Origin of the sequence: uncultured Clostridium sp. (genome assembly GCF_900547735.1) — a bacterium.
Classification (GTDB): domain Bacteria; phylum Bacillota; class Clostridia; order Lachnospirales; family Lachnospiraceae; genus Otoolea.
This window is the reverse complement of the sequence record NZ_URHZ01000140.1, coordinates 1-5632: the sequence shown is the minus strand read 5'-3', so window position 1 is coordinate 5632 and position 5632 is coordinate 1. Positions and strand designations below refer to the sequence as shown.

The following is a 5632-nucleotide window of genomic DNA, read 5'->3' as shown; positions in this document are numbered from 1 at the left end:
GATTCCCCCTCACCACAACCTATAAACCGGGACTGAAGACTCATATCCAACCTCCAACTCCCCCGTCCGCCGTCTTACAGAGGCGTCCTCATTCCCCAACTAATTCCCATCCCTTTTTGTCAAATATATAAAAAAACCCACTCAAAAAAGTAAGGATCTAAAAAAAATTATATAAGTCCAAAAAAAATCATATGGAAATATGAACAAAAGCCATCTATAATAAGGGTGTCGATGGGAAAAAATAACCAATCGTCAAAAAAATACTATATTAAGGGAGGAACTAGTATTATGAGATCACTCAAAAAATTTATGGCAGTCGGACTCGCAGCAGCAATGGTATTTTCCATGACAGCATGCAGCTCCAAACCAGCAGAGACAGCCGCACCGGAGACACAGGCAGAGACTACAGCAGAGACTACTGCCGCCGCAGTTGAAGATGCAAAGACCGAAGCAGCAGAGGCTGTAGAGGGCAAAGATCCTGCAACTGTTAAAGTTGGTATTTCCATTTATCAGTTCGCTGATAACTTCATGACAGTTTACCGTCAGGAATTAGAGAAATACTTAACAGAAGAATTAGGCGTTAAGAAAGAAAACATCTCCATCATGGACGGCAAGAACGACCAGGGCGAGCAGATGAACCAGATTAGAAACTTCATCACAACAGGCGTTGACGTAATGATTATCAACCTTGTTCAGGCTTCTTCCGAGCCAACCGTTACTGAAGAGTGTGCAAAAGCTAACATCCCGGTAGTTTACATCAACCGTGAGCCGGAAGCTGAGAGAGAGCAGGCTTGGAAAGACGAAGGAATCAAAGCAACATATGTAGGCGCAGATGCTAGACAGTCCGGTACATTCCAGGGCGAAGAAATCGCAGAGCTTGAGAACAAGGGCGATGCAGACGGCGACGGCGTTGTTCGTTACATCATGGTTCAGGGTGACCCGGAGAACGTAGATGCTCAGTACAGAACAGAGAAATCCGTTGAAGCTTTAAAGGCTTCCGGCGTTGAAGTTGAAGAACTCGTTAAAATGCGTGGTGACTGGGATCAGACAAAGGGCCAGGAAATCACAGCTAACGCACTTGCACAGCACGGCGCTAAGATCGATGTAGTTTTCTGTAACAACGATGCTATGGCACTTGGTGCATTACAGGCAATCGAAGCAGCTGGAAGAAAAGTTAACGAAGATATCTACTTAGTAGGTGTTGACGCTCTTGTAGAGGCTGTTGAGAACGTTATGAACAACAAGATGACAGGTACTGTATTCAACGATTACATCGGCCAGGCTCACACAGCAGCTGACAAGGCTATGGATTTCGTAAATGGCAAAGATGTTGACAGCGTATACATGGTAGACTATGTAAAAGTTACAACAGAGAATGCAGCAGAGATTCTTGAATTAGTTAAATAATTCTGCTCGGCAGAAATTATGAATGAATGCGTCGGGTGTGTCATCTTGGCACACCCGATTTTATGAAAGGAGAGAATGGGATGGCAGAGTACAGATTGGAAATGCGCGGGGTATCGAAGAGCTTTCCTGGCGTTAAGGCCCTGGATCAGATTAGTCTGAAAGTCCGTCCTGGTACGGTTCACGCTCTGATGGGGGAGAACGGTGCAGGAAAATCCACCCTGATGAAATGCCTTTTTGGTATTTACCATATGGATGAGGGCGAAATATATCTGGACGGAGAAAAGGCAGAGATAGAGAACCCCGACGAAGCGCTTCACAAAGGTTTGGCAATGGTTCATCAGGAGCTTCAGCCGATACCGGAGAGAACAGTCGCAGAGAACATGTATACGGGCCGTTATCCGACGAAAAAGTTCGGACCGATTCAGGTAATCGATCACAAGAAGATGTTTGAAGAGACGGCGAAATGGCTGGAAGACGTAAAGATGCCCTATAACCCAAAGGCAAAGCTCGGAACCATGTCAATCGCTCAGATGCAGTCGGTCGAAATCGCTAAAGCAGTTTCCCTGCAGGCACGAGTGGTGATTCTGGATGAGCCGACCTCCTCTCTTACAGACAACGAAGTAGCAGCGCTCTTCCGTATCATCAGAGACCTCAGGAGCAGGGGAGTATCCCTGATTTACATTTCCCATAAGATGGCGGAAATCCGTGAGATTTGCGATGATATTACCATCATGCGTGACGGTACTTACGTAGGTTCCTGGAGCATGGATGATATCACAGACGATGAGATCGTAAAACAGATGGTAGGCCGTGAACTGACGAATATTTATCCTCCTAAGAATGACGCCGAGGTAGGCGAGGTTCTTCTGGATGTGAAGAATTATACGAGTATTCACGAGCGTTCCTTCCAGAACTGTTCGTTTGAACTTCGCAGAGGCGAAATCCTGGGCTTTGGCGGCCTGGTAGGCGCGCAGAGAACAGAGCTGATGGAAGCAATTTTCGGTATGCGCCATATCACGACCGGAGAAGTCTATATCAAAGGTAAAAAAACGCATATTCAGCGTCCTCAGGATGCAATCCGTGCAGGTATCGGTATGATTACCGAGGACCGACGCGGAACAGGTATTTTAGGCTGTCTCTCCATTGCAGACAACGTATCCATATCCTCCCTGGATCAGTACGTGGAAGTAGGAGTGAAGCTCAATAAAGGAAAAATCGAGCAGCTCGTCAATGATAATGTGGCAAAACTGAGCATTAAAACACCGAGCAGCAAAACACTGATTCAGTCTCTGTCAGGAGGAAACCAGCAGAAGGTTCTGATTTCCAGATGGCTGGCAAACAACCCTGATATCCTGATTATGGATGAACCGACCCGTGGTATTGACGTTGGTGCAAAATATGAGATTTATCAGATTATGATCGACCTGGCGAAACAGGGCAAGGGCATTATCATGATTTCTTCTGAAATGCCGGAATTAATCGGTATGTCCAACAGAATCCTTGTCATGTGCAACGGACATATTACCGGAGAAGTTAAGGACGAGGAAGCAACACAGGAACGTATCATGAGTTACGCGACCAAGTTCTAGTGATAGGAGGAAGAGAGAATGGATAAGAAAAAAGTCAATGTAGCGGACATACTTATTAACAACGGTATTATTATATTAATTTTTCTCATGGTAATCTTCGTTGGTGTTACCAAAGAGAATTTCTTTTCAGGCAGTAACTTCAGCAACGTTTCCATTAACGTAGCCTGCCGTTTCATTATCGCAGTCGGCGTCTCCGGCTGTCTGATTACAAAAGGTACCGACCTTTCCGCAGGACGTGTTGTAGGTCTTGCAGCCTGCCTCGCAGGTACACTGCTTCAGAAAGCAGACTACAGCGGCCGTTTTGAACTGACGAAGAATTTCCCGCAGCTCAATGTATGGATTATTCTTTTAATCTGTATCGGCATCTGCTGTATTTTCGGTCTTATCAACGGTATTGTTGTTTCTTACTTAAGCGTACCGGCTTTCATCGGCACATTAGGTATGCAGATGATCGTTTACGGTATCAACCTTGTTTACACAAAGTCTATCCCGATCGGCGGTTACCGTACGGATTACACTGCTATTGCCAACGGTAAATTATTCGGAGTTTTCCCGTATCTGTTTATCATCGCAATTGTAATCGGCCTGATCATGTGGTTTGTTTATAACTATACACGCCATGGCAAATATATGTACGCTATCGGCGGTAATGAGGCAGCGGCAGAGGTTGCCGGCGTTAATGTTAAAAAGACTAAAATTATCATTTACGTGACAGCAGCAACTCTTTATGCAATCGCAGGTTTCCTGCTGGGAGCAAAATCCGGCGGCGCTTCTGTTAACATGGGTATGGGTTATGAGCTGGAAGCTATCGCAGCTTGTACCATCGGTGGTGTATCCGTTAACGGCGGTATCGGACGTGTGTCCGGTGTTGTTATCGGTGTTCTCGTATTCGAGCTTCTGAAGACATGTCTCCAGTTCCTCGGAATCGACCCGAACTACCAGTACATTGCACAGGGTGTTGTTATCGTAGTTGCTATCGCACTTGATATCAGAAAATATATTGCCAAGAAGTAATTTATTACAATTATCCCGTGGCAGGCTGAGGAATTTGAATCGGTTTAAAGTATTTGAATCGGGTTGAAGTATTTAAATCAGGTTATGGTATTTTAAGCGGTTTGAAGTATTTAATGCGGTCAAAGCGGTTAAAGTAGTTTAAAGGAGCGGCTTCCACGCCGTCTTTCATAAAAGAGGAGTTGCAGGCGGAAGAAGCTTCCGCATACGCGGCTCCTCTTTTGGAATCGCAGGAAATCATTTGAATTTCAGGAAGCAGGATCTATGAGGAGTGAAAATTGAAAGTGGGTGAGAATTTGGAAGACAACAGACAGGACAGTGAAAGAATAGAGGAACTCTCCCTGGAAGGCGCGCAGGAAGAAGCGCCGGGCGGTTCGGGAGAAGCTTTGACGGAAGAAGAGGAAAACCTCCGGAAACTGGAGGAAGAGAATGAAAAACTGCGCAGGGAGATAGAACGTGTCAGAAATCTTTCTCTGAAAGAAAGGCTCTATGACAAGGTGAACGTGTCGGTCAGAACCCTGGATATTTTCATCATAGTGATGGTAATTTTTGGAATTATTGTTGTGATTCTCGGAATGAGATAGAGAAAAGAAGCATTACCCAAGGAGGCAGTCGGAGGCCTGGGTAATGCTTCTTTTTATTGAGTGGCAAAGGTTTCTTTTGTGATGTCTATGAAATTCTGTGCAGCGGTCTGCAGATAGCTGTCTTTTCGGTAAGCGATGACAAAGTCCCACAGATTTTCCCGTTCCCCAACGGAGCAGTACAGAAGGGGCCGGCTGGTATAGAAAAATTTTTCACACATATCGGTGCAGAACCCTACCCCAATGCCCGAGGCTACGATTGACAGCGCTGTTTCCACGCTCTGCAGGGTGATGGTCTGCGGACGGATCGAAGAGGAGGAGAGAATCCGGTCCGCGATCTTCCTGGTTCTGAATTTTTCGTCCACCAGGAAAAAGAGCTCGTTGCCCAACTGGTTAATATCAAGCCAGGGATGCTTTTTTTCGGGCCTCTGCTCGATCAGGCGGGCCGCTTCCAGAATGGGGGACAGGCAGAGAACAATTTCCTCCTTGCATACTTTGACATATTCCAGATCGGGGCGGAACGTCTCGGTCACCGTATAGACCGCAAGGTCAATCCGGCCGGTCTCCAGCGCCTGGTTGAGGGCGGCTGTTCCGTCCTCCATGATGCTTATTTTGTATTTGGGGTACATCCTCTTAAAGGCAGGCAGGACGTTGGGCAGCACATAACGCCCCCTGGTCGGTGTGACGCCGATGGAGAGGGAGCCCATGGACTCCGAGCTGATGTCGGCAAGGGTATTGTGGAGCTGATGGTTCAGATCCAGGATTTTGAGCCCCGTATCCACATACTGCTGCCCGGCATAGGTCAGATACATCTTATTGTCAATGCGGTAAAAGAGCCTGACGTTCAGGCGCTTCTCCAGATTCTGGAGAAATTTGGAGAGGGACGGCTGGGTGATGTCGAGAAAACGGGCCGCGCCGGAGAGGGTCTGATATTTTTCAATGGCGAGGACGTATTGGATTTCGCGGAAGTCCATGTGAGCTCCTTTCTGGGGATTTAATTGAGGAACGAGAACGCCGCCGGGACGGTCGGGGTTCGGGATGGTG

General features: G+C 46.8%; 5 protein-coding genes. 4 read left to right on the top strand and 1 reads right to left on the bottom strand.

Features of this window, described 5'->3' with window-relative positions; translation table 11 throughout:
• Window positions 1–288: 288 nt before the first annotated feature.
• The 4 genes from QZT18_RS23245 to QZT18_RS23230 all read left to right on the top strand — a co-directional run bounded on the left by QZT18_RS23245 (window position 289) and on the right by QZT18_RS23230 (window position 4591).
• Window positions 289–1407 carry a substrate-binding domain-containing protein gene (locus QZT18_RS23245; RefSeq protein WP_294152091.1) on the top strand — a complete coding sequence of 373 codons (1119 nt, stop codon included), beginning with the start codon at window positions 289–291 and terminating at the stop codon, window positions 1405–1407.
• A gap of 80 nt (window positions 1408–1487) precedes the next feature.
• Window positions 1488–2996: a sugar ABC transporter ATP-binding protein gene (locus tag QZT18_RS23240; protein WP_294152088.1), complete on the top strand. Its 1509-nt coding sequence runs from the start codon at window positions 1488–1490 to the stop codon at window positions 2994–2996.
• Window positions 2997–3014: 18 nt separating this feature from the next.
• Complete coding sequence (locus QZT18_RS23235) at window positions 3015–4010, top strand: beta-methylgalactoside transporter (protein ID WP_125140812.1); 996 nt, start codon at window positions 3015–3017, stop codon at window positions 4008–4010.
• A 281-nt stretch (window positions 4011–4291) separates the two neighbouring features.
• Window positions 4292–4591 (top strand): hypothetical protein, encoded by a 300-nt coding sequence (locus tag QZT18_RS23230; RefSeq protein WP_294152083.1) that lies wholly within the window; start codon window positions 4292–4294, stop codon window positions 4589–4591.
• A 53-nt stretch (window positions 4592–4644) separates the two neighbouring features.
• Here the strand turns inward: QZT18_RS23230 and QZT18_RS23225 are convergent.
• Window positions 4645–5632 (bottom strand): LysR family transcriptional regulator (locus QZT18_RS23225; protein ID WP_294152081.1); only part of this gene is annotated, 988 nt, incomplete at its 5' end.